This is a genomic window from Pseudomonas sp. 3B-A001-10F (assembly GCF_056313565.1).
In genome coordinates this window covers 370,150-395,348 of record NZ_JBQYFW010000001.1, presented here as the reverse complement: position 1 = coordinate 395,348, position 25,199 = coordinate 370,150, and the positions used below count along the sequence as shown (strand labels likewise).

The following is a 25,199-nucleotide window of genomic DNA, read 5'->3' as shown; positions in this document are numbered from 1 at the left end:
GTCGAAAATTGAATAAGAAGATCAAGCGGCGGCGCTTGTCGTGTGCGGCCATTGGCGCGGGAAATAGTCGAGTGCCGAGTCGCGCAGGCCTTCCATGTAGGCCACGCTCCACTGCAGGACTTCCTCGATGTAAGGCACCTTGAGGTCGAAACGCTTGGCCATTTCCACCAGCAGCACCAGGCCGTAGGCGACGTCTTCGTTGAAGGCACGGCTCTCGCGCTCGATCACGTAACCGGCGCGGTTGTCCGCGGCCGGTACCATCGGCGCAAGGATGTCGTTGTAGGCCTGATTGGTGCGCAGGATCGACAGCATGCTGCTCGGGTCGCGGATCTGCTCACCGTAAGCCTCGACAATTTCCTGTTTCAGCGATTTCACCGAAGACAGGTCGATGCCCAGTCGCTGGCTGATCACCGCACACAGTTCCTGGCTTTCCTGATCCATGCGTTCAAGGAAGTACGCGCCGAGTTCCGGGCATTCGGTCCACCAGCACATGCGCTGCGGGAAGATCTTGCGGTGCCACTGGCCGTAGGGGCCGATGAGGCCGTAGATCACCGAGCTGTGCATGATCGGGTTGCCCGGCGTCAGGGTGATTTCCAGAAAGTGCTCGAGCATCGTCACGCACGGGCCGTACAGCCGCGTGAGTATTTTTTCCAATTGGCGGCGCGCGGTTTGTGGCTCCCGGGCGTGGGTAGCGACGTACAACTGGCTTTTGCCGCCGCCCATTTTGATCGAGCGTCCCGGGGTCAATTCGAACGCCGTGTGCGGCACATCTTTCATGCCCCAGATCACCACGTTCGGTCGGTCGGGCAGGGTCGCTTCGGCCAGCCAGTCGAAACCGCAGAAGCCTGGAATAGCGCCGATGAACACTGGTTTGCTGGTGGTCAGATGCGGCGCGATATCTTTCAATGTTTGCGGGCGCGCATGGGCCGGCACAGTGATGATGACGATGTCGGCATCTTCCACCGCGGCTTTCGCGTCGCTGGTCACCCGATCCAACCGGGCGCTCAGGGTCGAGCCGTCGGGCAGCAGCGCCTGCATCGGCGTCTGGCGAGCGTGTTGTTCGATGACCTCCTGATTATGGGTGTGCATCGAAACCTGAACATTGGGTAGCTGCTTGAACAGGATGGCGTTGAGATGGCCGGTCCTGCCGCCACCACAGATGGCGACTTTCAACAGATTCATCGAGAGGCGTTCCTGTGTGAGGGGTGGGTCATGCGACGCTCAGTTGCAGCGGCGCGGAAACGCTGTCCAGCCAGTGGGTCTTGCCCAGCCAGGCGTCCAGTTGCGGGGCGATGCTCGGGTCGATCAGATCGCGCTCCTGCAGCCACTTGTCGTCGAACACGGTGTGCAGGTATTTCTCCCCACCGTCGGCAATCGGCACCACGACGTTGCCGCTCAGCACGCCTTTGTGGATCAACTCCAGTGCCTTGAAAATCGCACCTCCAGTGGAGCCGCCGACTAGCAGGGCGAAGTTACGCGCGATGTAGCGGGCGGTTTCGAACGCCTGCGAGTCGCTGACTTGCACGCCCAGATCGATGCAGCTGTAGTCGAGCACCAGACCCACGGTGTCGCCGGCCGGCGTACCGGTGCCGGATTGGTAGTACGGGTAGCCGGGGTGGCCGAAGACAATCGAACCGGCCGGTTCCACCGCGACGGTGACGGTGTCCGGGTTGTGCACTTTCAAGCCGCGTGCGATGCCGGTCATCGAACCGCCGGTGCCGACGCAGCCGACGTAAGCGCCGACCGCGCCTTCAGCCTGCACAATGGTTTCGCGGACGAAATCGCTGTAGCCGCCGGCATTGGCCGCATTGTCGGACTGGTTCATGAACACCGCGCCGGGAATCTCGCTGGCCAGTTCGGCAGCCATCTGTTGGCGCTCGACCACCGCGACTTCGTCTTCGCGATAGGTGCCTTTGACGAAACGAATGTCGGCACCGAGGGCCTTCATCACGGCGATCTTGTCTTGCGCGGCGTGGTGATCGACCACGGCAATGAAATGCAGGCCGAACTCGACTGCGGCCATGGCCAAGCCAATCCCGGTATTGCCCGACGACGATTCGACAACCACACCGCCGGGTTTCAGGCGACCGGACTTGAGCGCCGCCAGCACCATGTTGCGCGCCATGCGGTCTTTGATACTGCCGCCGGGATTGTTCTTTTCAATCTTCAATAACAAACGCGCGTTGGTATCCGGAACATCGATGCCCAACATCGGTGTATTACCAATAAGGTCAGAGACTTTATTCAAGATCATTGCAATTGTTCCCTTTAGTAGTCAGGTGAAAACGCATAGTTACCTTCCGTACAACAGGTCGCCGTCAACCGCCGGGGCAGGGGATGGCGATGAAACTCGTTTTCCAGCAAGTCCATCTGGTAACCAGCGGTATTGATATAAATCAATAAGTCACCGGCTTGCGGTGCCGTCGAAAAGTTGATCAGGCGATGGGTAATGACGTCATCGTCCAGGCAACTATGGCCGGCGATATAAGCTTGAATCGGGGGGTGTGGCTGGTGTGTGGTGCTGATAAGTATCGGATCTACCAGATATTCCGAGGCAAACCAGGTTTCGCAAGCGCTGAAACTGCTGCCCTCCACGAAGATCACGGTTTTATTGTCAGCCAATTGTTTGCTTCGCGTGACGCGAAATACTGACATGGCGGCTTGATCGACCAGACTTCGGCCGGGTTCGAGTGCGAGCGTTATATTCTGAGCCTGCAAGTGATTGGCAATCGACAAACCTTGCGAATGCTCGGCTTCGAGCAATAACGTCAGCCATTGTGTCGCGGTCAGTTCACTGCCGTAAGGATAATAAGTGGAGGGAACTTTCTGGTTGCAATAGTGGCTCGGGTTATTGTCATTTTGCAGGAACTGAGCGTAGGTCTGAGGTTCGACATAACGAATCGGCAAGCCACCACCGATGTCGATCATCTGCGGATTCAAGCCCATTTCCCTGGCCGCCTCGATAAATCCGCTGACCTCACGGAAGGCCTGTGCGCGGGATTCGAATCCATAGCCGCCGAGGTGAAAATGGAAACCTTCAAAATGAAAAAGCTCAGGTTTTTCTGTCAACCGTTGCAGGCATTGCAACAGGTCTTGCGAGCCCATCCCGAATCGGCTGTTCTGACTGCTTTTCGGTCTGTAACGCAGTAGCACTCTGGTTTTCGTCGGACCTGGTTGTGTGGGGATCACGCTATGCAGGTGATCGAATTCCTCTAGCGAATCCACACAAATCAATGAACCGGCGCTGATCAGCGCTTGATGGAAAACGGCTGTTTTGGCCGGTCCTGTGGCGCAGATTTTGGTGCCCGGCACACCTGCGCGCAGGGCAGCATTCAACTCGTGAATGCTCGACACATCGACGCCGATCCCCGAATTCGCTGCAGCGCCGAGCATGCTTTGCGACTTGTTGGCCTTGGCCCCGTAGAAAATGGCATGGGGAACCTGGTATTGCTTCAACACGTTCAGCAGCGCTTGCGTGTTTAATTCAAACGCATGGGGCCAGACCAGATTTAACGGCGAGCCATGTTGTTCCACCAAGTCTGTAAGTTTGTTCGGGAACTTGTTGATAAACGTGGAAATAACCGGGTCGATCAGCGGCGTTAACATCTCCGGGTGATGAACTTTATACGGCTGCTCAACAGCAGATTTATTTGTTGTAGGCATAGTTAACCCCTGGCGTCGAAAGTTACGTCGCCATTGATAGTTCGATCACCGATCGTTATCGATGCAGGTCGTCTTTTTTGCTCGTCAGCGTCGAGGCTTTAAACAACTTGGAGGCGGATGCCAAGTGAAATCCGTTATTGGATCTGTAGCCCTGATCGTAATAAATGGTTCACAAAACAATTGCATGAGAACCCCATTCCATAAGGTTTTCGCGGATGTATTGAATGGCCATTAGTTGCTGGCCATTGCCCTGTAACAGCCTGTGGCTGATGTTTAAGTGACATCACTGACAGGTACTTTTGCAGATACCGATGACTTGCTTTGAAACGAGAATAGTTCCTCTTGGCGGCGTGAACAATATTGCGAACAGGAACGATTATCAAGTAAGGTTTTCAAATATTTTTCAATACCGACCTGCTCAAGGCGAATCCATGAACGTGTATTTACACGCTCAAGGACTCGTTCGTCCCTAGATTAAAAAGTCTCTTAATTGCTTGATCAATAAGGCGTTAAGGGCTTTTGCGATAAGCCTCGGAACGGCAGGCAAATCTGCCGTTGAACGGGCCTGAAAATTTTCACAAACCACGACGGGTTCACGTCAAAGGAGCAACGCCATGCAATCCGATCGACTCAGCCGCAAAGCGCCACTCGCGATCAGCTACCTGTTCGTGCCGGGCAACCGTCCCGAGCGTTTCTCCAAAGCCTGCGAAGCAGGGCCGGACGCGATCATTCTCGACCTCGAGGATGCCGTTCATCCTGACAGCAAAGCCGCCGCCCGTGACGCCATCCAGGCGTGGCAGGAGAAAACGCCGAGCGTTGCTTGTGAGCGTTACATTCGTCTGAACAGCGTCAGCAGTTCGCTGTTTCGCCAGGACCTGAGCTGGCTCAGCGACATGCGTTACCCCGAGCGTTGCAGCGGGATTTTCCTGCCCAAGGCCGAATGTCCCGAGACGCTGGCGCGGGCGGTCGAGCGCTTGCTGGAGTGGCAACCGACGCTGGCGATCGTCGCGATCATCGAGACCGCCAAAGGTCTGCAGCAGGTCGAGTCGATCGCTGCGATTGCGGGCGTGGCGCGGCTGGCGTTTGGCTCGCTGGATTTCTCGCTCGATATCAACTGCAGCCAAGTGCCCGAGGCGTTTCTGTTTGCCCGCAACCGCATCGTGCTGGCGTCGCGCACGGCGGATCTGCCGTCGCCGATCGACGGCGTGACGCCGGCAATCAACGACTTGGCGGTGGTTGCCCAAGACGCGCAATACGCGCGTTCGCTGGGCTTCGGCGCCAAGCTGTGCATCCATCCCGGGCAACTGGCGACGGTGCAGCGCGCCTTCCTGCCGGACTCGCGCCAACTGGCGTGGGCCGATCGAGTGATGCGAGCGGTGGCCACGGGCAGTCACGCGGTGCAGGTGGACGGCGAGATGGTCGACTTGCCGCTGATCGAACACGCCCAACGCCTGCTCGATGTGGCCCGTCAGCATGCGCCATTGGCCCGCGCCGATGCCTGCTGAATCCCCGGCGAATCAGGAGATCACCATGGACCACGGTTATCAGATTGCGCTGCGGCCACTTTGCGAAGTGTTGCAGTCGGAGCAGGTTGATCCAGCAAACGTGACGCTGCTGCGCGAGTCGATTGTCCGTGCCGGGCATTGGCTGGAACCGATCATCGTCGAGCGTTCGCGCGGCATCGTGATGGACGGCAATCACCGTTTCACCGCCGCGTTGCAGTTGGGCTTGAGACGGGTGCCGTGCATCCAGCTCGACTACTCCGATCCGCGCGTCTGTGTGCGGCATTGGCAAACCGGACAAGCGTTCGAGGTGGCGCGGATTTTCACCACCATCGCTCGCGGCGAGATTTTTCCGTACAAGACCACCCGGCACGCGTTTGACCCCGCGCTGCCGCTGGTCGCGATTCCGCTGGAGCGCCTCTACGCCTGACCCTGATCGGGCGACGGAAAAAAACTTTACTGCGGGTGATACTTTTTCGCAGATCGACTGGCAATAGGAGTGATTACCATTTTCCCTCGATGAAAAGGATCCTCACGTCATGCCTGTTGTCAGTCGTCCTTGCGGTGAGCGGGTGTTAGCACTCGCCGTGCGTACCGCCATGCTGAATTTCGTTTTGGTCGCAGGAAGCGCCAACGCTTGGGCCGCCAGCCTCGAGCAACCAGGCGTTGCCGCCGACCCGACTGCGAACGCCGCGCCGGACGCGCTGACCCTCGACACCACCAACGTCAACGCCCGTTACAACGGTGCGACTGCCTTGCCGGAAACCCTCGCCGGTGGTCAGGTGGCGCGCGGCGCACGGCTGGGCATGCTGGGCAACAAAGACGTGATGGACACGCCGTTCAGCGTCACCAGTTACACCGCCAAAACCCTCGCCGATCTGCAAACCGTGACCGTCGCCGATGCGCTGGAACGTGATCCTTCAGTGCGCTCGACCGGGCAGACTGGTGGTATCGTCGACTCGTTTTTCATCCGTGGCTTCCCGATTGGCGAAGGCAACCTTGGTGAGCTGGCGTTCGACGGCGTCTACGGTGTCGCGCCGAATTATCGGGTGTTCACCGACTACGCCGAGCGCGTTGAAGTGCTCAAGGGGCCGGGCGCGCTGATGTACGGCATTTCGCCGAACAGCGGCGTCGGCGGCGTGATCAACATCGTGCCCAAGCGTCCGCTGGATGAAGACCTGACCCGGTTCACCGGCACCTATGCCTCGGATTCTCAGGTCGGTGGGCATCTGGATCTGAGCCGGCGCTTCGGTTCGGAAAACCAGTTCGGCGTGCGTTTCAACGGCAACCTGCAGGGGGGCGATACCGCCGTCGATGATCAGCATCGCGACCTCGGTGTCGGCGCGATCGCCCTGGATTATCGCGGCGAGCGTCTGCGCCTGAACCTCGATTACATCAGCCAGAAAGAAAGCTGGGAGGGCGCTTCGCGGCCCTTCACCATTGCGCCGGGCGTTGATGTGCCGTCTGCGCCGAACGGCCGCACCAATCACTCGCAAGACTGGGGCTGGTCGGACACCAAAGAGCAGTCGGCGTTGCTCGGTGGTGAATATGACCTGACCGACAACGTCACCGTGTTCGCTCATGCTGGCGGTGGTAGATCCGACGTCAAACGCCTGTCCGACCAGGTGCCGAGAATCCTCAACGACGCCGGTGATACCAGCAACATTCCCGGCTACTACAAATTCAACGTTGATCGCTCGACGGCTGATGTCGGTATGCGTGGTGTGTTTGCCACTGGCCCGATCACTCACACCACCACGGTCATGGCGACCCGTTATCAGGATGAGCTATCACGCGGCATCAACAACGGCACGGCCATCCTGTCGAATATCTACCACCCGATCGACAGACCGCAGCAGTACATCAACTCGCCAAAAGTGTTGCGCGTTTCCGAATCGGAGCTGTCCGGCGTGGCGTTGACCGACACAATGTCGATGCTCGATGACCGCTTCCAGTTGACCCTCGGCGTGCGTCGTCAGGACATCGAATCGCGTAACTACAACGCGGCCGGTGCGGTCAGTTCGAAATACAAGGACAACGCCACGAGCCCGCTGTTCGGCGTGGTGGTCAAGCCTTGGGAAGACGTTTCGCTCTACTACAATTATGTCGAAGGCTTGAGCAAGGGCGACATCGCCCCGGGCACGGCGTCCAATGCCGGCGAAACCTTCGCCCCGTACGAATCCAAGCAGCATGAGATTGGCGTCAAGTACGAGCACGGTACGTTCATGACCACGCTGGCGTTGTTCCAGATCCAGAAGCCGAGCGGTGAAGTCGGTGCCGACAACGTGTTCTCTGTGCAGGCCGAACAACGCAACCGTGGTGTCGAGTTGAGCATGTTCGGCGAAGTGGCACCGGGCACTCGCCTGATGGGCGGCGTGACCGTGCTCGACGGCGAGCTGACCGATTCGGCGACCAAGGCCAACCGTGGCAACAAACCGGTCGGCGTGCCGGACGTGCAAGCCAACGTATGGGCCGAATGGGACACGCCATGGCTTGAAGGCTTCACCCTTACCGGCGGTGCGATTTACACCGACAGCCAGTACGTCAACCAGGCCAACACTCAGGAACTGGATGCCTGGACCCGCTTCGACGCCGGCGCGCGTTATGCGACCAAAATCGAAGGCCGGCCCACCACGTTCCGCGCCACCGTGCAGAACGTCTTCGATCGTGAGTACTGGTCGGGCGTGGCGTCCTACGGCGCATTCTCTCCGGGTTATCCACGGACCTTGCAGTTGTCGGCCACGGTCGATTTCTGATGTGTACGGGCAGGGCGTAACGGTCGCCAACGGCGGTTACCGATTTTCCTTCTATATATAGTTTCACGATCACGTTGGCTGTCCGAGACGTGGTCCGGCAGGCGGGCAGCAATTGCTGTCCGCCTGAACCTTTCAGAAAAGGAGTATTCGCCATGTTTAACAACCCAGGCGTGGGGGCGGTAAATGCACCGTTGGCTTTTCGGACAGCGAACAACCCATTGGCTTTTGAGTGTGATCGCAGCGCCAATGCGCATATTCGCGAACTGCTGCGCCACTTTGAGCTGCGCACCAGTCTGATCCGCTTCAAAGTCATCAATGCACTGGTGGTGGCCGGCCGTGATGGACATGGGATCGGGGTGAATGGTGTACATGCGTTTGTCGAGTCTTCATCGCCCGAGCTGTCGTTCGTCAGTGTGCGTGAAGTGCTCAAGCGTCTGGGGGAAGTGGGGCTGATCGTGCTTGGGAGTGACAAGACCTACCGATTTTCCTCTGCGGCCATGGAATTGCTGCAGCTACAGAGCCCCCGTGTATTTCACGGCGGCGGCTGCTCGCGAGGGCACGTTCAGCGTGCGTAATAAAGAAGACACATGAATCCGTACCGTGAACGGTGAGATCTCCAGTTCGCGGGCGATTTCCTTGTTGGTCTTGCCTTGGGCAATCAAGCGCAGTACGTCTTGCTGACGAGGCGTGAGAGCGGCGCCGGTTTCCAGCGGCAGCAGGCCTGACGGCGCGAACTTCACCAGTACATCACCTTCGCGAATTGCCAGAATTGCCTGACCGATTTCGTCCGGAGCGATGTTTTTGCCGATAAAACCGTCGATACCGGCGGCCATGACTTCGCTGATCAGCGACTCATCATCGACCATCGACACCACAATCAGCGTGGTGCGCGGCAAGCGCTGGCGCAGCCCGGCGAGCTGGCTGACACCGGTGAGTCCGGGGAAACGCAGGTCGAGAATCAAGGTGTCTGGTTCGTCACCCAAAGGCAGCAGCGCCAGCACCGCGTCGAGATCGCCGGCTTCGTCGATGACGGCTGCGGGGAGTAAACGCTGCACCGTGCGCAACATTGCCTCGCGAAACAGCGGGTGATCGTCGGCTATGATAATTCGGCATGTCATGGCATGACCCTCCCTGGGTCAGGCGTTGCTCAAGATCTGCACATTAGCACCGAGCGCAAGGGTTGCCTGTAGGCTGCTTCTGAATCTGACGAATACCGCACAAGGACGTTTCCCATGAAGTTCGAGAAAAACACCGAACTGGACCAGGCCAATCTGCGCATTATCATCGCCGCGATTGCCGTGGTTTACATGCTCGTCCTCGGTTTTTTGCCGGGACAGCGCTTCGATACGTATTTGCCCGTGATCACTTACATTGGCCTGTTTTTGCTGGCCTCGATCGGTTTGCGTCAGGCGATTGCACGCTGGCCGGGGCATTACCCGGCGCGGCGGATTTTTTCCATGGTCCACGATTACACCGGCACCTGTTTCGGTCTGGTGGTCGGTGGCGAGGCGGCGTTGCCGCTGTATGCGGTGATCATTTGGGTCAACCTTGGCAACGGCATGCGCTACGGCTCGCGCTATCTAGCGATTGCCACCGGGCTGGCGTTGCTCGCGCTGCTGTGTGTGTATCGCCTGACGCCGGTGTGGCAAGCGCAACCGTTCATGGTGTTGATGCTGATGCTCACCAGCACGGTGATTCCGTTCTATGCGCACTTGTTGCTGGAACGCACGCGCAAGGCCTCCGAAGAAGCGGTTGCGGCGAATCTGGAAAAGTCGCGGTTTCTCGCCCAGGCCAGTCATGATTTGCGTCAGCCGATTCATTCCATCGGCCTGTTTACCGCTTGCCTGCGGGAATCACGGTTGGGCGATGAGGAGCGGCGTCTAGTCGATAACATCGACCGATCGCTGCTCAATGTTTCGCAACTGTTCCGCTCGATTCTCGATCTGTACACCCTCGATAACGGCCGGGTTCTGCCCAAACTGCAAACCGTTAATTTAGGTGAGTGGCTCGCCGATCTGATTCGCCAGAACGCTGAAGCAGCGCGTTGGGCCGGGGTCGAGCTGCGGTTGCGCCCCTGTGAGTATTGGGTGCGCACGGATCCGGCGTTGCTGGCGACCCTGGTGCAGAACGTGCTTTCCAACTGCTTCAAATACGGAGCGCAGCGGCCGGTGTTGATCGGTGTGCGCCGGCGCGGGGCAGGGCTGGCCATCGTGATTTATGACCGCGGCAACGGTATTGCCGAAGAGCATCTGGCCAAGGTATTCGAGGAGTTTTATCGGGTACGGCAAGTGCGCGATAAAGACGTCGAGGGCGTGGGGCTCGGGTTGTCGATCGTCAAGCGGTTGGGTGAATTGATCGGAGTCGGTGTCGCCCTGCGCTCGCGGCTTGGGCGGGGAACGGCAGTAACCTTGTACGGCCTGTCAATCGCTGCGCCCGCGCCGTTAACGGTCAATCGCGACGAGGCGCGTCAGGTCGGTTTGCTCACCGGGTTGAAGGTATGTCTGGTGGAGGATGATCGCAACGTATTGCTCGCGACTTCGGCGCTATTGGAGCGTTGGGGCTGTGTAGTTCAAGCGGAACTGAGCGGGCAGGATTTGATGACCGACTGCGACATCATCGTTGCCGACTATGACCTCGGCACCCACGCCACTGGCATCGAGTGCATTGACGATGTCCGCAAGCGGAGAGGCTGGGCGGTTCCGGCAATGATCATCACCGGGCACGACGTCGAAAAAATCCAGGCGGCTTTGCACGACCGCCAGATCGCCATTCTGTCCAAACCGGTACGCCCGGCCGAACTGCGCGCGACCCTACGAGCCCTGCGTGACTGCGAAACCCGAACCGTGTAGGAGCTGCGGCACGCTGCGATCTTTTGCTCTTCATTTTCAGGATCAAAATCAAAAGACCGCAGCCTCGTTGCACTCGACAGCTCCTACAAAGTTAGTGCTTGTTCAGCGCTTGCACAGGTAATCCTGGGTGATGGTGGTCTGCAGGCAGTTGTACTGGCCCATGGTCCGGCAGATGTTTTTTTCGGAGCCAGTGACTTCGGCGTTTTTGTAGCCCCAGGTCTTGCAGCGTTGTGCGGCGACGGTCAGACCTTGTTCGGCGCTGGTCTGGCCGCTTTCGAATTGGCCCAGTTCATAGGAGACCTGGACGACGCCATCGTTTTTGCTGCCGCCAGTGGCTTCCCATTGCTTCGGCGTGGCGCAGCCAGTGAGGAACAGGGCGCTGAGGGTGAGTGTTGCGATCAGGGTTTTCATGGTGTTTCTTCCTTGGTGTTGTTCTGATTTCCAGGCACAACGATCCCTTACGCTGCGAACAGGCAACGTTGAGGAGCATCGAGGGGTGCGGTGGAATATAGCGCCAGCGGACAGGGCGGTCGATTAGCACAAATGTGCTAGTGCAGTGGGGGGGCGACGGCCGTTAGGCGCTTCTCTTCCTGCCCGATTCGGGCAAAGCTCGAATCAGTCTAAAAACACTGAACCGCGTCGGCGAGCCTTTGCTAGGCTCAAAGATGTAGGCGAAGACGCAGACTGATGCGCAATCGGATAGCAAGGGGGCGTGGGGCGCGCTCCGAAAGGTACACGGTTAGAAAGATCTCCGCGCTGAGATCCAGCCCTTATGCCGTGTGAAGCAGCCGAGGCACTAACTTTCAATTTGACCCGGTACTGTGGGAAGCCCGATAAACCTTGTAAGCCAGAGACCAGCACTGGCCGCCTGCTCGAACACCAAAGCCCGCTTCGTGCGGGCTTTGTCGTTCCTGCCAGGTCAGATCGCTTGCAGCGCCTGCGCCAGATCGGCACGCAGGTCTTCGACGTCTTCGACGCCCACCGACAGACGCACCAGGCCATCGCCGATCCCCAGTTTCGCCCGGGTATCAGCCGGAATGGTCGCGTGAGTCATGATCGCCGGGTGCTCGATCAGGCTTTCAACGCCGCCCAGACTTTCCGCCAGGGCGAAGATTTTCACGTTCTCGAGGAAGCGCCGCGCACCGTCCAGATCGCTGTTCAGATCAACAGAAATCATCCCGCCAAAACCACGCATCTGGCGCTTGGCCAACTCATGCTGCGGATGCGAGGCCAGTCCCGGGTAGTAGACGCGTTTGACCTGCGGCTGCTGCTCCAGCCACTGCGCCAGATCCAGTGCATTGCTGCAATGACGTTCCATGCGCAGCGCCAAAGTCTTCACCCCGCGCAGGGTGAGAAATGCATCGAACGGCCCGGCAATCGCACCGACCGCGTTCTGCAAGAAGCCCAGCTTCTCGGCCAGTTCTTGGTTCTGGCCGACCACGGCGATGCCGCCGATTACATCGGAGTGACCGTTCAGGTACTTGGTGGTCGAGTGCAGCACGATGTCGAAACCCAACTCCAGCGGCCGCTGGATATACGGGCTGGCAAAGGTGTTGTCGGCCACGCTGATGATCCCGCGAGCGCGGCAGATACGGGCGATAGCGGCGAGGTCCGACAGGCTCAGCAGCGGGTTGGTCGGTGACTCGACAATCACCAGGCGGGTGTCGTCCTGCAGTGCCGCTTCGAACGCCGCCAGGTCAGTCAGATCGACGTAGCTGAAACGGTGTCCGGCACTGCGCTGACGGACCTTGTCGAACAGGCGGAACGTGCCGCCGTACAAGTCATTGCCGGAGATCACGTGCGAACCGGCATCGATCAGTTCGAGCACCGTGGAAATCGTCGCCAGCCCGGAGGCGAACGCGAACGCCTGGGTGCCGCCTTCCAGGTCCGCCACGCAACGCTCCAGGGCAAAACGCGTCGGGTTGTGCGAGCGGCCGTAATCGAAACCCTTGTGCACGCCGGGGCTGTCTTGCAGATAGGTGGAGTTGGCGTAGATCGGCGGCATCAGCGCGCCGGTGGTCGGGTCCGGTTCCTGCCCGGCGTGGATCACCCGGGTCGCGAAGCCTTGGGATTTATCGTCGTGCTGACTCATGCGAGGGATCTCCGTAATTGGTTGAGCATGTCGGTGCGGGTAATCAGGCCATGGAAGCCCGATGCATCGGCAATGATCGCGACGAGGCCACGGCTGAGCACCGCTTCCAGCTCAGCAAGGCTGGCGCCAGGGGCGAGGGTTTGCAGTTTGTCGGTCATCACGCTGGACACCGATTGGCTGAAGCGGGCGGCGTCTTCGTGCACCGCCAGCAGGATGTCTGATTCGTCGATCACCCCGACCAGTTGCTTGCCTTCCACCAGCACCGGCAGTTGCGAGACATCCGCCAGGCGCATGCGCTGGAATGCGGTGAGCAGAGTGTCGTCGGGGCCGACACTGATCACGCGGCCGTCCTCGAAACGCCGGGCGATCAGGTCGCGCAAATCGCCGTAGCCCTTGCGCTGCAACAGGCCCTGATCGGTCATCCACTGGTCGTTGTAGACCTTCGACAGGTAGCGCGTACCGGTATCGCAAACGAAGCTGACCACACGTTTCGGCTCGGTCTGTTCGCGGCAGTAACGCAGCGCCGCAGCGAGCAGAGTGCCGGTCGACGAGCCGCCGAGAATGCCTTCGGCCTTGAGCAACTGGCGGGCGTGAGCGAAGCTTTCTTCATCGCTGATCGAATAGGCGTGGCGCACGCTGGAGAGGTCGGTGATCGACGGAATGAAGTCCTCGCCGATGCCTTCCACCGCCCATGAACCGGGCTTGGGCAGAGAGCCGTCGCGGCTGTATTGCGCCATCACCGAACCGACCGGGTCGGCTAGGACCATTTCCAGATCCGGCTGCACGCGTTTGAAGAAGCGGCTCAGGCCAGTCAGCGTACCGGCCGAACCGACACCGACGACGATCGCGTCCAGATCATGTTCAGTCTGCGCCCATATCTCCGGCGCGGTGCTGCATTCGTGGGCCAGCGGGTTGGCCGGGTTGTTGAACTGGTCGGCGAAAAATGCGCCGGGAATATCTTTCGCCAAACGTGCGGCGACATCCTGGTAATACTCGGGATGACCCTTGCCGACGTCGGAGCGGGTGATGTGCACTTCGGCGCCCATGGCCTTCAAGTGCAGGACTTTCTCGGTGGACATTTTGTCCGGCACCACCAGCACCACGCGATAACCTTTGGCGCGGCCAACCAGTGCCAGGCCCAGGCCGGTGTTGCCGGCGGTGGCCTCAACGATGGTGCCGCCGGGTTGCAGACGACCATCACGCTCGGCAGCGTCGATCATGGCCAGACCGATACGGTCCTTGATCGAACCACCGGGGTTCTGCGATTCGAGTTTGAGAAACAGTGTGCACGGGCCAGTATCGAAACGAGTGACTTGAACCAGCGGAGTGTTGCCTATCAGCCCAAGTACGGCAGGGCGTGATTCCTTTGACATTTCTTCACCTCTTAGTGGTGTTGATCGCGTTCCAATCGCGGGGAAAAGACTCGCGTGCAACATAGGCTCAGACATCAGCTGTCGCAACCTTTAGTCGGTCGCAAATACAGCCATTTCGATCTAACGATAGATCGAAATCAAAGACCTGCCGGGGTGCTTTCGGATGCGTTTATACGGAGGCGTCATCGAGTTTTCAAAGGGCGTCTTCATGGCGACGAACAGCTTGAATTACCAAGAAATTTCCTGCTGCAAAAACCGCTCAGCTATCGCCCGCGCTCTCAACTCTGCAATGTCTTCAGGTGACAGGCTGCGATGATTTGATCATGAGGGAAACTCGTGTTGATCAAGATTAAATTGAGTTTGTCTCACTAGCGACCGATGCCGACAATGGCCGCCATCAACAGAACATTGGAGTTGTTTGTTATGGCCCTGGCCCATTCCCTTGGATTTCCGCGCATCGGTCGCGACCGCGAACTGAAGAAAGCGCAAGAGGCGTTCTGGAAAGGAGAACTGAACGAGGCCGGCCTGCGTGATGTTGGCCGTGAGCTGCGCAAGGCCCACTGGGACCTGCAGAAAAACGCCGGCATCGAATTGCTCCCGGTCGGCGATTTCGCCTGGTATGACCAGGTGCTGACGCACTCGCTGATGTTCGGCGTCATCCCCGAGCGCTTCCGTCCGCATGACGGCAAAGCCACTCTGCAGACCCTGTTCGCCATGGCCCGTGGCGTCAGCGACAGTTGCTGTGGCGGTGCGCACGCCCAGGAAATGACCAAGTGGTTCGACACCAACTACCACTATCTGGTCCCGGAATTCAGTGCGGATCAACAGTTCCAGTTGGGCTGGGAGCAGTTGTTCGAAGAAGTCGAAGAAGCCCGTGCGCTGGGCCACAACGTAAAACCGGTGATCATCGGCCCACTGACGTACCTGTGGCTGGGCAAGGCCAAGGGCGCGGAATTCGACAAGCTGGAATTGCTCGATCGTTTGCTGCCGCTATACGGCCAGATCTTCGCGCGCCTCGCCGCTCAAGACGTGGAATGGGTGCAGATCGACGAGCCGATTCTGGTGCTTGATCTGCCGCAGGAATGGAAGAACGCGTTCGAGCGAGCCTACAACCAGATTCAGCGTGATCCACTGAAGAAACTGCTCGCTACTTACTTTGGTGGTCTGGAAGAAAATCTTGGTCTGGCGGCGAACCTGCCGGTCGATGGTCTGCACATTGATCTGGTGCGCGCACCGGAGCAGTACCCGACCATTCTCGATCGTCTGCCGGCCTACAAAGTGTTGTCCCTGGGCGTGGTCAACGGGCGGAATGTCTGGCGCTGCGATCTGGAAAATGCCTTGGCGACGTTGCGCCATGCTTATGAGCGTCTGGGTGAGCGTCTGTGGGTCGCGCCGTCCTGTTCGCTGCTGCACAGCCCGGTGGATCTGGGCCGTGAAGACAAACTCGATGCCGAGCTGAAAAGCTGGCTGGCCTTTGCCGTTCAGAAGTGTGAAGAAGTGGCTGTTCTGACGCATGCCGTCAATGAGCCGGAAGCGCCGAAAGTGCTGCGAGCATTGACTGAAAGCCGTTCGGTGCAGGCCGCTCGCGCTGCTTCGCCGCGCATTCACAAACCTGCGGTTCAGGCGCGGGTTGCGGCGATCACGGCCAAGGACAGCCAGCGTCAGTCGCTGTTTGCCCAGCGCATCGCCAAACAGCGCGCGGGTCTTGATCTACCACTGTTCCCGACCACGACGATCGGTTCGTTCCCGCAAACCGCGTCGATCCGCCTCGCTCGCCAGTCGTTCAAACAGGGCAAGCTGACCGAAGCTGAATACACTGAAGCCATGTACAGCGAGATCCGCCACGCAGTGGAAATCCAGGAGCGTCTGGGCCTCGATGTACTGGTACACGGTGAGGCCGAGCGTAACGACATGGTCGAGTACTTCGCCGAGCAACTGGATGGCTACGTGTTCACCCGTTTCGGCTGGGTGCAGAGCTACGGTTCGCGTTGCGTGAAACCGGCGGTGATCTTCGGCGACCTCAGCCGCCCGAAAGCCATGACGGTCGAGTGGATCCGCTACGCTCAAGGTCTGACCGACAAGGTCATGAAAGGCATGCTGACCGGCCCGGTGACCATGCTGATGTGGTCGTTCCCGCGTGAAGACGTCAGTCGTGAAGTGCAGGCCCGGCAACTGGCGCTGGCGATCCGCGATGAAGTGGTCGATCTGGAAGCCGCCGGCATCAAGATCGTGCAGATCGACGAAGCGGCGTTCCGTGAAGGTCTGCCGTTGCGTCAGGCGCAGTGGCAGCCTTATCTGGACTGGGCGACGGAAGTGTTCCGTTTGTGCGCCTCCGGTGTGCGCGACGAAACGCAGATCCACACGCACATGTGCTACAGCGAATTCAACGATGTGATCGAGTCGATTGCAGCGATGGATGCCGACGTGATCACCATCGAAACCTCGCGCTCGGACATGGAATTGCTGGATGCCTTCGAAGCCTTCGCTTATCCGAACGAAATCGGCCCGGGTGTCTACGACATCCACTCGCCACGCATCCCGGATGCTTCGGAAATGGCTAATTTGCTGCGCAAGGCTGCCAAGCGGATTCCGGCAGAACGCCTGTGGGTCAACCCGGATTGCGGTTTGAAAACCCGTGGCTGGCCGGAGACGGAAGCGGCGCTGGTGCACATGGTTACCGCCGCCCGGCAACTGCGTAAAGAGCTGGCGTAACGCTCGGGTTGCATGAAATAAAACACCTGTGGGAGCGAGCCTGCTCGCGAAAGCGTCCTGTCAGTCAACATCATTGTTGAATGATCTGCCGCCTTCGCGAGCAAGCTCGCTCCCACAAGGTTTTGGGCAAGTCATGAGATTCTGAATGGCCTCGCGGGACCTGTTGTTGCTACTGTGGCCAGCCGCAATCCAGGTGTTTGCCGCTGCATGAATCATCAACTCGTTATCCAAACCGTGTCTGACGCAGACATTCCCGAGGTGCTGGATTTTGTTCTAAAGGCCCGTGCCGAGCTTTTCCCCAAGCTCAGCGCGACCGGCATACCCGACGATCTGGCGCGTTTTGCCGAGGTTTATCTGCGTGGGGCAGGGCGCTTTCTGATCGCTCGTCATGCGGGGCAGATCGTGGCCTCGATCGGCTATCTCTCCTACGACCGACGCTTCCCGAACCTTGATTATCCCGGCCGCAAGGTAGTGGAAATCGTGCGCCTGTTCGTCGTGCCTTCACAACGGCGTTCCGGGTTGGCCGCGACGTTGTACCGATTACTCAAAGAGCTGGCACTCGCCGACGGCGTCGAGGTGATTTACCTGCACACCCATCCATTTCTGCCGGGCGCCATCGAGTTTTGGCAGCGGCAGGGTTTCGAGATTATTGACGTCGACGCTGACCCGGTATGGCAGACCACGCACATGCACAATCTCATGAGTGAAATCTGAGAATCTGCGCCCCATCGAACGGGTCCGTCAGATAGTGCGCCCTGACCCCGAACGTCTCCTGTAATCGCTGCGGTGTCAGCACCGCCAACGGTTCGCCCAGCGCCACCAGTCGCCCGCGCTCCAGCACCGCCAGACGATCGCATTTCAACGCCTGATTAAGATCATGCAAGGCGATCAGCGTGGTCACCGGCAACGCCTGCACCACGTTGAGAATGGTCAGCTGATGCTGAATGTCGAGGTGGTTGGCCGGTTCGTCCAGCAACAGGATTTGCGGTCGCTGCGCCAATGCCCGAGCAATGTGCACCCGCTGCCGCTCGCCGCCGGACAGGCTGCGCCAGAGACGGGTGCGCAGGTGCATCGCGTCGACGTCAGTCAACGCCTGCTGAACAATGGCGTCGTCGGCCGCGGACCACGGTTGCAGCGCCGACAGCCAAGGCGTACGCCCCAGCGCCACCGCATCGAACACGCGAATGCCGTCGTCGGTGTCGGCCTGTTGCTCGACCACCGCAAGCTTTTGCGCAATGCTGCGCCGGGCCATTTTGCCCAGGTGCTGACCTTCGAGCAGCACCTCGCCAGCGCTCGGTTCACGCAGCCCGGCCAGCAGTTTGAGCAGGGTGGATTTGCCGGATCCATTCGGCCCGACGATGCCGAGGGTTTCGCCGCGCTGAACTTCAAGGCTGACACCGCTGAGCAACTCGGCGCCGCGCACTCTGAAGCTCAGACCAGAACAACTCAAAACACTATTCATCGAGCGGACCTGCGGCCGACCAGAATCAAGGCGAACACCGGCGCGCCGACCAGCGCGGTAATCACCCCGACCGGAATCACCTGGCCCTTGATCAACGTGCGCGACAGCACATCAGCGGCAATCAGAAACACTGCGCCGCCCAACGCACTGGCCGGCAACAAGCGCGCATGCCCGGTGCCGAGCAACAGCCGCGCGGCGTGGGGAATCACCAACCCGACAAAACCGATCGAACCGACAATCGACACCATCACCGCCGTCACCAGTGCCGCGCAGCCAATCAGCAGAATCTGCACACGTCGCACCGGAATGCCGAGGGATGCCGCCGAATCCGCACCAAAGGTAAACGCATCCAGCGCCCGCCGATGCCACAGACACACAACCAACCCCAACACGGCCACCGGCACCGCCAGCCACACCGAAGGCCAGCGCACGCCGCCGAGATTGCCCAACAGCCAGAACATGATGCCGCGCGCCTGTTCAGAGCTGGCCGAGCGGGTGATCAAAAACGCCGTGAGCGCGTTGAACAGCTGCGAGCCGGCGATCCCGGCAAGAATGATCTGCCCGGTGCCGCTGGCCGAACCGCTGACTCGCGCCAGTACAATCACCAGCACGAACGCCGTGACCGCGCCGGCGAAGGCACCGACTGACAGCGAGATGATCCCGGCGCCAACACCGAGCAACGCCACCATCACCGCTCCGGTCGAGGCTCCGGCAGAAATCCCCAGCAGATAAGGATCGGCCAGCGGGTTGCGCAACAGCGACTGCAAAATCACCCCGCACGTCGCCAGACCGGCACCGCATGCAGCCGCGACCAGTGCGCGGGTCAGGCGATAGTTCCAGACGATGCCTTCGTCGATAGGATCCAGCGCGTACCCGGCGCCCCACAATTTGTTCGCCAGCACTTGCACGACCACGCCCGGTTCAATCGAGGTTTCGCCGATGGCCACACCAGCGACCACTGCAATCAACAGTGTCACCAAGGCCAGCAGCGTACGGATCAGACTGGCACTCATTGCGACAGGTCATTGCCGTTGATGGCCGTGGCCAATTGTTCGATGCCCTCGAACATGCGCAGGCTCGCCTGCATGGCCATGGCATCAAGAATGATGATGCGGTTGTGTTTCACCGCGTCCATGTTGCGTGTCACCGGATCGCTGCGCAGGAAGGCGAGTTTCTTTTCATAGTCGTCGGCGGGGAAACGTCGACGATCCATGCGCGCGATGACCAGGAAGGTCGGATTGGCCTTGGCGATGGTTTCCCAACCGACGGTTGGCCACTCCTCATCGGACGCCACCACGTTGCGCACGCCGAGGGTGCTGAGCATGAAATCGGGAACGCCTTTGTGCCCGGCTACGAACGGCTCGATGTCCATTTGTGCGCTGGAGAACCACACCAGCGCGCTGGCGTCCTTGAGTTGTTTGCCTTGGGCGGTGGCAATCGATTTGGCGAGGCTGGCCTTGAGTTCGTCGTTGAGCTGCTGGCCACGCTCTTGAACATCGAAGATCTGCGCCAGTTGGCTCACGCTTTTGTAAATCGTCTCGATGCGAAACGGCGCCAGTCGCGTGCCATCGGCGCCGACGAGGTTGTCCTTGGCTTCGCAATCGGAAGGCAGCAGGTACGTTGGAATCTTCAGTTCATGAAACTGCTCGCGCGTGCCCACCGCGCCTTGCGGGCCGACCATCCATTCCAGTTCCACGGCGACCAGTTCCGGACGCTTGCCGATTACCGACTCGAAACTCGGCTCGTTGTCAGCCAGACGCTCGATCTTGTCATCCTGCGCTTTGTATTTGGCCAGCACATTGTTGAACCACAGTGAGGTGCCGACGACTTTGTCGCCCAGGCCCATGGCGTAGAGCATCTCCGTGCCGGCCTGGCCGATGGTCACGGTGCGCGTCGGTGCGTGCTGGAAGGTCAGGGTGCTGCCGCAGTTCTCGACCGTCAGTGGATAGACAGTCGGTGCCGCCTGCGCCAAGGCGCCAAGGCTCAGGCCGGTAATGAGGGTGGCAACGCGGGGCAGCAGCATGGGGCAGTCTCCAGGGGAACCGTACGGGGAGCGGGAGAGTACGGTCTGGAAACACACCATCGAACGCGGTCAGGAAAACAGCGCAAGGCCGGGCAGCCAACGAAGACGCGCACGGCACGATGTCCTTCCCGGACACCCCGCCGGTTAGTAATCACTGTGCCGGCAGGTCTCCTGACTGATGCGTCATCGCCTGGCTCCGGCCTTCCCGGGATTCACCCAGTGGCAGTCGTGGAGCAGGCTCGGCACCTACAGTTGCGGGGGCAGTTCCGATCAGTGCTGTGCAAGCACCTCGGATTCCCTATTAGTCCCGTTCGGGAACCGACGGCGGCATGGTAGTCGATCGAGCCGCTGAAGGGGAGACGAATCTGCCGTGGCGAGGATTAGTGTTGGCTCATCAAACCGTGCAATACGCCCAGACGCAGGCCCGGTTCCGACGGCAGCATTTGCGCGATACCGAACACTTTGAATGCCGCCAGCATTAACACCAGACCGCCGGGCAGAATGCTCTGGCGGTGTGGTTGCAGGCCTGCGAGCTTGAGCTGTTGCACGTTGTTTACCTTCAACAACAGCAGCGACAGGCGCAGCAGGCCGCCGTAGGTGATGCCGTCCTGGCCGAAGTCGTTGAGGCGATTGGTCTTGAGTACTTTGGCGAGCATGCGCGCGGTGCCGGAAGAGCCGATGGTTTGCTGCCAGCCCTGAGCACGGTAGCGCCGGGCAACTTTTTCAAACTGCAGGATGGCGAAGCGTTCAGCCTCCTGTAGCGCGCCGGCGGACACATCGCCGCCGCGAAAGAATCGCGTGCTCAAGGTGCCGCTGCCGATGGCGATGCTTTCGGTTAACAAGGGTTGTGAGCCCTGGCCGAGGATCAGCTCAGTGGAACCACCGCCGATGTCGACCACCAGGCGCAGGTCGTCGGCGCTGGGCAAGGCGTGAGTTACGCCGGCGTAGACCAGCCGCGCCTCTTCATGGCCGCAAATGACGTCGATGGGAAAGCCCAGATGCCGCTCGGCACTGGCCAGAAAAAGTTGCGCGTTGTCCGCTTCACGCACCGCGCTGGTGGCCACCGCACGAACCCGGCCGGCCTCGAAACCGCGCAGCTTCTTGCCGAACCGCGCCAACGCCTGCCAGCCGCGATCCAGTGCCAGTGCATCCAGCGCACCACCGTCAAAGCCCTCGGCGAGGCGCACCGGTTCGCGCAGGGTTTTCACTTCCTGAATCTGCAAGCCTTTGCGGCTGCGCACCGACTGGCCGATCATCAGGCGAAAGGCGTTCGAACCCAGGTCGATGGCGGCAAACAGCGAGGCGTCGTCTTTCATGGGAATCCTTGCAGAGCATCCGTCGCGAGGCTCAAGACGGTTTGCGAGGATTCTGCCGTGATCTTGATGACATCCTGATGACGGGGGCGGGGCGGTTGAATGAATTTTCGGCTGTCATGACACTGTCATTATCCGGCGTCTATGCTGCGGTCAATACATCGCGTGTTCTTAAAGTTTTTGCTGCCATTCGTGGCAGCTTTTTTTTGCCCGCGATCTGGCTGTTGATCGTTCCCACGCTCTGCGTGGGAATGCCTCTAGGGACGCTCTGCGTCCAGTGACGCGGAGCGTCACGGGCTGCATTCCCACGCAGAGCGTGGGAACGATCAGCGCGGGGTGCGGACGATCAATTAGCAGGACTGCGGAGTTTCGCCCCGGGCCAGGCGCGCATTGATGTCGTCGATCACTTCGGGCAGCTCGGCGATGGTGTCGATCAGGTAGTGCGGGCGCGAAGGGGCGAACATTTTGCCGATTCGCGCACGCTCTTCCGCCAGTCGATCCGACGGCAACGCCTTGTATTGCTCATAGGTCAGGCCCAGTGCGTTGCCGGAACAGGTCAATGCCACCGTCCACATGCCGGCTGCGCGCCCTTCGAGAATCCCCGGCCAGGTGTCGTCGACCTTGACGCAGGCGGCCACGTCATCGATGCCCAGGGCAATCACGTTGGCCAAGGCCTGCGCCGGATACGGCCGGCCATTGGGCACTTCATCGGTGGCGACGACATGGTCGGCGACGTAGCCATTTTCCCGCGCCAGTTCGACGACCTTGGCCATCACCACCGCCGGGTAGCCCGAGCACGAACCGATTTTCAAACCCTTGTCGCGCAATGCCGCAATGGCTTCGAGTGCGCCCGGAATCAGCGCCGAATGCAGGGCGATTTTCTCGATTTGCAACGGCATGAAACGTTCGTAGATTGCCGTTACATCGTCATCACTCGGCAAGCGATCAAACGCTGCACGATAGCGTTCAGCAATCTGTGGCAAGTTGCACAGCGTGCGGATGTGATCCCACTTGCCCATGCCCATCGGCCCGCGCGCTTCTTCAAGCGATACCGCGACGCCGAACTCGGCAAAGGCTTCGACGAAGATTTGCGTTGGCGCAAACGAGCCGAAATCGACAACGGTGCCGGCCCAGTCGAGGATCGCGGCTTGCAGGTGAGTCGGTTGTTGGTACTGCATGGTCAATCTCCGTTTTCAGGTAAGCGTGGGCCGTCCCTCGGCAATGAGGTAGGCGGTTCAAGGGTCAGTGCTGATCAGGTCAGCGGTGGATTCGCATCAAACAGTTCGGCAATCACCGGTCGGTTGCGGCGGATGCCGAGGCAGCACAGGTGGTATTCGATGAAAAACGGGTGATCGACAAAGGTGATCGGCTTGGTGCCCGGGGTTTCGGCGTACTCGACCGCCGAGACAAACCCGATGCCGATGCCCTTGACGATCGCGTGGACGATGGCTTCGCGGCTGTTGAGTTGCATGACGCAATTGAGATCGATATTGAGGCGCTTGCAGCTTTCTTCCACCAGTTGCCGGGTGCGCGCACTGGATTCGCGCATCACCCATTTTTCGCCGCTGATTTCACTGATGTGAACCTGCGCCTGACTTGCCCACGGATGGTCATCGCGGACCACGGCGATGATCGGATAACGGTGATACAGCCGCGTGTGGAAGCGCTCATCGAATTCCGACAAGGCCAGAATCGCCACGTCGATATCGAAGTTGAATAACCGCGCCAGGGTGTCCTTTTCCGAGGAAAACGAGGTTTCCAGTTCGATATCCGGGTGGCGCTGCATCAGCTCATACGTCAGGTTCATGGCAATTGGCGGTGACACCGCGCCGAGGCGCAGCATGCCGGTCTTGCGCTGCTTGAAGCTCTGCAACAGTTGCACGGCTTCATCCTCCTGACCGAACAGGCCCTGAGTGATCGCATAGAGCTTGTGCCCGGCGGCGCTCATTTCGATGTAGCGGCCACGGCGATGGAACAGCTCGACCGAGAAGGTCTTCTCCAGAGCGTTGACCTGTTCGCTGACGGTCGGCTGACCGACGCTGAGAAACTCGGCAGCAAGGGTAAAGCTGCCGGTCTTGGCCACCGCATGAAACGAACGCAACCACTTGTGATACTGGTACATGCAAGCCCCGTCAGCGTCGAATGAACAAGGCCACTGCCGCACTGCACAGGCAGGCGCTGGTGACCACTATGAAGATCAGAGACGTATTTGCCGTGGTGTCAAGCAGACGCCCGATCAGTGGCTCGGCCAATCCGGCGAACAGGTACGAGGAAAAGTTCATGATCCCGGTCGCCGTACCCGCGCGCTTGGCCCCGACCAGGTCAGGACACAGCGCCCAGAAACTCGAGGCTGGGCCGTAGACGAAGAAGCCGCACAGGAACAGGGCGATCAGGCCGATGACGCTGTGTGGGGGCAGGCTCCACATCCACAGGCTGGTCGCGGCGCCGAGGAACATATAAAGCATGATCGCCAGATAGCGCTTGGAGCCGAACAACTTGTCCGATACCCAGCCGTTGCTCAATGCGCCGACCGCCATGCCGACGGGAAGGGCGACGGTGATCCATTTCGGATCGATCATGCCGTCACCACTTTTCCAGTCAGCGCCGAGAAAGTGCACCGGCACCCAGACGATCAAGCCGTAGCGCGCCGCGTTCTGAAAGCCCAGTGACAGCGCGGCGATGAGCAGGCGAGGGTTCTTCAGCACGGCTTTGTAGCGTTGTGCCGAGGATTCGACTTCGCCCTGTGCCGCTTCCTGATGTTTGTCGTCAGCGTTGGCCACGCCGGTATCACCCACCGGCTCGAAGCCCAGATCCTGCGGGCGTTCGCGGGCAACCAGATAAAAAATGATCCCGCCGGCGAGCATCAGCAGCACTGGCAAACGGAAGATCCAGCGCCATTCCAGTTGCAGCACTTCGAGTACGACGATAGAGGTGACGTACGACAGAATCGACGCGCAACCGGCGGCGAAAGTGTAGAAACCGTAAACCTTGCCGCGCTCACCCGCCGCCCACCAATTGGCAATCAGCCGACCGCCCGGCGCCCAGCCCAAGGCCTGAAAGTAACCGTTGACGCCCCACGGCAGAATCAGGCTGGTGAAACCACTGGCAAAACTGGTCACCCAGTTCGCCGCGCAGGACAGCACCGCACCGAGGGTCATGATGCGCCGGCCACCGAATTTGTCGGCGAGGTTGCCGTTGATCGCCTGGCCAATCGCGTAGGCCCAGAGCATCGCCGCAGAGGCCCAGCCGAGGGTTTCTTTGCTCAAGCCGAACTCGGCCTGAATCCCCGGAATGGCAAAACCGAAGGTCTGCCGCCCGGTGTAGAAAAACAGGTAACAGAACATCGCCGCCAGCAGCATGCGCCACTGCGCGACCCGGAACGAGGCAGAACGGACGGCGAGACCAGGCATTGTTTCGGCACGATTCATGATCTTTTCCTTATTGTTGTCGGTTC

Annotated in this window: 22 protein-coding genes and 1 riboswitch; of the genes, 8 read left to right on the top strand and 14 right to left on the bottom strand. The window is 59.8% G+C overall.

The window, feature by feature from the left end:
• Positions 1-21 precede the first annotated feature (21 nt).
• The 3 genes from AC0ZWN_RS01930 to AC0ZWN_RS01920 are packed head-to-tail and all read right to left on the bottom strand — an operon-like array spanning position 22 to position 3,663.
• A complete protein-coding gene (locus AC0ZWN_RS01930) occupies positions 22-1,182 on the bottom strand; it encodes an NAD/NADP-dependent octopine/nopaline dehydrogenase family protein (RefSeq protein ID WP_093437664.1) in 1,161 nt (386 codons plus the stop codon).
• Between the two features lie 28 nt (positions 1,183-1,210).
• The gene (locus tag AC0ZWN_RS01925; protein ID WP_093437669.1) at positions 1,211-2,254 is read right to left on the bottom strand and encodes a PLP-dependent cysteine synthase family protein; all 1,044 of its coding nucleotides are present in this window, start codon (positions 2,252-2,254) and stop codon (positions 1,211-1,213) included.
• 14 nt (positions 2,255-2,268) lie between these two features.
• Positions 2,269-3,663, bottom strand: coding sequence for a Y4yA family PLP-dependent enzyme (locus AC0ZWN_RS01920; RefSeq protein WP_476333855.1), 1,395 nt, complete (start codon positions 3,661-3,663; stop codon positions 2,269-2,271).
• Positions 3,664-4,277: 614 nt separating this feature from the next.
• Between AC0ZWN_RS01920 and AC0ZWN_RS01915 the strand changes: the two genes are divergently transcribed.
• The 4 genes from AC0ZWN_RS01915 to AC0ZWN_RS01900 all read left to right on the top strand — a co-directional run bounded on the left by AC0ZWN_RS01915 (position 4,278) and on the right by AC0ZWN_RS01900 (position 8,496).
• A complete protein-coding gene (locus AC0ZWN_RS01915; RefSeq protein ID WP_476333854.1) occupies positions 4,278-5,168 on the top strand; it encodes an HpcH/HpaI aldolase/citrate lyase family protein in 891 nt (296 codons plus the stop codon).
• 25 nt (positions 5,169-5,193) lie between these two features.
• Positions 5,194-5,595, top strand: coding sequence for a ParB N-terminal domain-containing protein (locus tag AC0ZWN_RS01910; RefSeq protein WP_220558655.1), 402 nt, complete (start codon positions 5,194-5,196; stop codon positions 5,593-5,595).
• A gap of 109 nt (positions 5,596-5,704) precedes the next feature.
• Positions 5,705-7,921: a TonB-dependent receptor gene (locus AC0ZWN_RS01905; RefSeq protein WP_476333853.1), complete on the top strand. Its 2,217-nt coding sequence runs from the start codon at positions 5,705-5,707 to the stop codon at positions 7,919-7,921.
• A gap of 152 nt (positions 7,922-8,073) precedes the next feature.
• Positions 8,074-8,496 (top strand): fe2+ zn2+ uptake regulation protein, encoded by a 423-nt coding sequence (locus AC0ZWN_RS01900; RefSeq protein ID WP_476333851.1) that lies wholly within the window; start codon positions 8,074-8,076, stop codon positions 8,494-8,496.
• Here AC0ZWN_RS01900 and AC0ZWN_RS01895 read toward each other — a convergent pair.
• Positions 8,434-9,039, bottom strand: coding sequence for a LuxR C-terminal-related transcriptional regulator (locus tag AC0ZWN_RS01895; protein WP_476333849.1), 606 nt, complete (start codon positions 9,037-9,039; stop codon positions 8,434-8,436). The two genes, AC0ZWN_RS01900 and AC0ZWN_RS01895, sit on opposite strands and share 63 nt — an antisense overlap.
• A gap of 114 nt (positions 9,040-9,153) precedes the next feature.
• Between AC0ZWN_RS01895 and AC0ZWN_RS01890 the strand changes: the two genes are divergently transcribed.
• The gene (locus tag AC0ZWN_RS01890) at positions 9,154-10,770 is read left to right on the top strand and encodes an ATP-binding response regulator (RefSeq protein WP_476333847.1); all 1,617 of its coding nucleotides are present in this window, start codon (positions 9,154-9,156) and stop codon (positions 10,768-10,770) included.
• Positions 10,771-10,872: 102 nt separating this feature from the next.
• Here AC0ZWN_RS01890 and yecR read toward each other — a convergent pair whose 3' ends face one another.
• From yecR to AC0ZWN_RS01875, 3 genes are all read right to left on the bottom strand, one after another.
• Positions 10,873-11,181: a YecR family lipoprotein gene (gene yecR, locus AC0ZWN_RS01885; protein ID WP_007918065.1), complete on the bottom strand. Its 309-nt coding sequence runs from the start codon at positions 11,179-11,181 to the stop codon at positions 10,873-10,875.
• Positions 11,182-11,689: 508 nt separating this feature from the next.
• Complete coding sequence (locus tag AC0ZWN_RS01880; protein ID WP_476333845.1) at positions 11,690-12,862, bottom strand: cystathionine gamma-synthase; 1,173 nt, start codon at positions 12,860-12,862, stop codon at positions 11,690-11,692.
• A complete protein-coding gene (locus tag AC0ZWN_RS01875; protein ID WP_093437711.1) occupies positions 12,859-14,235 on the bottom strand; it encodes a pyridoxal-phosphate dependent enzyme in 1,377 nt (458 codons plus the stop codon). Before AC0ZWN_RS01875 ends, AC0ZWN_RS01880 begins: the two co-directional genes overlap by 4 nt.
• 423 nt (positions 14,236-14,658) lie before the next feature.
• On the opposite strand from AC0ZWN_RS01875, the gene metE reads away from it, so the two are divergent.
• Both metE and AC0ZWN_RS01865 read left to right on the top strand, forming a co-directional pair.
• Positions 14,659-16,947 carry a 5-methyltetrahydropteroyltriglutamate--homocysteine S-methyltransferase gene (metE, locus tag AC0ZWN_RS01870; RefSeq protein ID WP_476333844.1) on the top strand — a complete coding sequence of 763 codons (2,289 nt, stop codon included), beginning with the start codon at positions 14,659-14,661 and terminating at the stop codon, positions 16,945-16,947.
• Positions 16,948-17,154: 207 nt separating this feature from the next.
• The gene (locus AC0ZWN_RS01865; RefSeq protein WP_476333842.1) at positions 17,155-17,661 is read left to right on the top strand and encodes a GNAT family N-acetyltransferase; all 507 of its coding nucleotides are present in this window, start codon (positions 17,155-17,157) and stop codon (positions 17,659-17,661) included.
• Here AC0ZWN_RS01865 and AC0ZWN_RS01860 read toward each other — a convergent pair.
• The 4 genes from AC0ZWN_RS01860 to AC0ZWN_RS01845 all read right to left on the bottom strand — a co-directional run bounded on the left by AC0ZWN_RS01860 (position 17,645) and on the right by AC0ZWN_RS01845 (position 21,748).
• The gene (locus AC0ZWN_RS01860; RefSeq protein WP_150751926.1) at positions 17,645-18,409 is read right to left on the bottom strand and encodes an ABC transporter ATP-binding protein; all 765 of its coding nucleotides are present in this window, start codon (positions 18,407-18,409) and stop codon (positions 17,645-17,647) included. The genes AC0ZWN_RS01865 and AC0ZWN_RS01860 overlap by 17 nt on opposite strands.
• Complete coding sequence (locus AC0ZWN_RS01855; protein ID WP_177413900.1) at positions 18,406-19,410, bottom strand: FecCD family ABC transporter permease; 1,005 nt, start codon at positions 19,408-19,410, stop codon at positions 18,406-18,408. The genes AC0ZWN_RS01860 and AC0ZWN_RS01855 overlap by 4 nt, the downstream gene beginning before the upstream one ends.
• An 8-nt stretch (positions 19,411-19,418) precedes the next feature.
• Positions 19,419-20,432: an ABC transporter substrate-binding protein gene (locus AC0ZWN_RS01850; RefSeq protein WP_476333840.1), complete on the bottom strand. Its 1,014-nt coding sequence runs from the start codon at positions 20,430-20,432 to the stop codon at positions 19,419-19,421.
• 144 nt (positions 20,433-20,576) lie between these two features.
• Positions 20,577-20,770: riboswitch (cobalamin riboswitch) on the bottom strand.
• 42 nt (positions 20,771-20,812) lie between these two features.
• Positions 20,813-21,748, bottom strand: coding sequence for a Ppx/GppA family phosphatase (locus AC0ZWN_RS01845; RefSeq protein WP_093437728.1), 936 nt, complete (start codon positions 21,746-21,748; stop codon positions 20,813-20,815).
• Positions 21,749-21,756: 8 nt separating this feature from the next.
• Here AC0ZWN_RS01845 and AC0ZWN_RS01840 point away from each other — a divergent pair, with 8 nt between their 5' ends.
• Positions 21,757-22,026, top strand: coding sequence for a hypothetical protein (locus AC0ZWN_RS01840; protein ID WP_141231877.1), 270 nt, complete (start codon positions 21,757-21,759; stop codon positions 22,024-22,026).
• Between the two features lie 69 nt (positions 22,027-22,095).
• Here the strand turns inward: AC0ZWN_RS01840 and phnX are convergent, their stop codons facing one another.
• The 3 genes from phnX to AC0ZWN_RS01825 form a co-directional block, all read right to left on the bottom strand.
• On the bottom strand, positions 22,096-22,923 hold the full coding sequence (phnX, locus tag AC0ZWN_RS01835) for a phosphonoacetaldehyde hydrolase (protein WP_095050083.1): 828 nt from the start codon (positions 22,921-22,923) through the stop codon (positions 22,096-22,098).
• Between the two features lie 74 nt (positions 22,924-22,997).
• Positions 22,998-23,867: a LysR substrate-binding domain-containing protein gene (locus AC0ZWN_RS01830; protein ID WP_095050084.1), complete on the bottom strand. Its 870-nt coding sequence runs from the start codon at positions 23,865-23,867 to the stop codon at positions 22,998-23,000.
• A 10-nt stretch (positions 23,868-23,877) separates the two neighbouring features.
• Positions 23,878-25,173 carry an MFS transporter gene (locus AC0ZWN_RS01825; protein WP_258709688.1) on the bottom strand — a complete coding sequence of 432 codons (1,296 nt, stop codon included), beginning with the start codon at positions 25,171-25,173 and terminating at the stop codon, positions 23,878-23,880.
• Between the last annotated feature and the right edge of the window lie 26 nt (positions 25,174-25,199).